The sequence below is a fragment of the Corynebacterium sp. NML140438 genome (genome assembly GCF_001875725.1).
Taxonomy (GTDB): Bacteria; Actinomycetota; Actinomycetes; order Mycobacteriales; family Mycobacteriaceae; genus Corynebacterium.
In genome coordinates this window covers 1-1,385 of record NZ_MLCQ01000031.1, presented here as the reverse complement: position 1 = coordinate 1,385, position 1,385 = coordinate 1, and the positions used below count along the sequence as shown (strand labels likewise).

Annotated in this window: 1 protein-coding gene; it reads left to right on the top strand. The window is 58.4% G+C overall.

Annotated elements, in window-relative coordinates:
• The first annotated feature begins 161 nt into the window (after positions 1 to 161).
• A complete protein-coding gene (locus BJP08_RS11135) occupies positions 162 to 1,340 on the top strand; it encodes an IS256-like element IS1249 family transposase (protein WP_005323424.1) in 1,179 nt (392 codons plus the stop codon).
• Positions 1,341 to 1,385 lie beyond the last annotated feature (45 nt).

Here is a 1,385-nt window from a genome sequence, read left to right as displayed (position 1 = left end):
GGGTTAAGGGTCAAAAAGTGTGTCCGGAATCGCGGATTTTCACGGATTGACCTGTAGGTTTCCGGAAAGTATATGCTCCGGAAGCATATATCTAGCCCCCGACGGGAAATCCTCGGTGTGGCAGCCGTGATGTGCTATGCGCGGCGTGGTGTGGTGTCGCAATGTCGAAGAACCAACCACGCTGCCACTGCGGCGGTGAAATGAAACGCAACGGCACCACCAGCAAAGGCACCACCAGATGGCGCTGCAAACAATGCGGCGCCTCCAGCGTCAAACGTCGAAACGACATCACCAACGCGGCAGTGTTCACCCAGTTCATCGAGCATTGCACCACCGCAATATCACTCGACGACCTAGCCAAACGAAACGGTGTTAGCCGCGCCACCATGAAGCGGCGCTTCAAGTGGTGCTGGCTCGTTGATGTGCCTGACCCCACCGCCGGCCACCACAAGCGGATCTACGACCAGGTATTTCTCGATGGCACCTACACCGCCGGTGGCTGCCTGATCGTCGCGGCGACCATCGACCACGTGATCGCCTGGCACTGGTGCAAACACGAAACCACCCGCGACTACCAACTGCTGCTTGAACGCATCGAAGCCCCACTCATCGCCGTCATCGACGGCGGCCAAGGCGCATACAGCGCAATCAAAAAGTGCTGGCCGACTACGAAAATTCAACGCTGCCTCGTCCACGCCCAACGCGTGGTCCGCCGCTACACCACCACCAACCCACGCACCGATGCCGGGCGCACCATCTACCGACTTGCGCTGAAACTGACCCGGATCACCACACTGGATGAAGCCGCCGCGTGGGGTGTGCAACTGCACGAGTTTTCAACGATCTACCGGGAATGGATGAACGAGAAAACCATGATCAAAGACCCCAAAACAGGTGCATGGACCCGCGTGTGGACCCACCACAACGTGCGCAAGGCCTACAACAGCCTCAACCATCTTTGGCGGTCCGAGATGCTGTTTGTCTACCTCAACCCGCCAGCAGGAGTCCTTGCGCCCGAGCGGATCAAATCCACCACCAACAGCTTAGAAGGCGGCATCAACGCCCAGCTCAAACTGCTCGCCAGAACCCACCGCGGCAGATCAGGCGAACGACAACGCCGCATGCTGGATTGGTGGCTCTACTTAAAAACGGAACTGCCTGACGATCCAGTACGAATCGCCAGGCAGTCCGACTGGGGCCAGGGCCAACTCGCCAAAGTATCCACCCTGACCCAAACCGAGAACCAAGCCGACCACGAAACAGGACGCCCAGCCCTCTACGACAACGCTATCGACACCGACTACACCCACTCAATCGGCATTCAAAAAGGCCAAATCTAACCCCCGCGACACGCCGAGCCAGACACACATTTTGACCCTTAACCC

Bases quoted from the DNA above. Each gene is read 5' to 3' on its own strand.
- BJP08_RS11135 (WP_005323424.1), top strand. From the start codon at position 162: ATGTCGAAGAACCAACCACGCTGCCACTGCGGCGGTGAAATGAAACGC.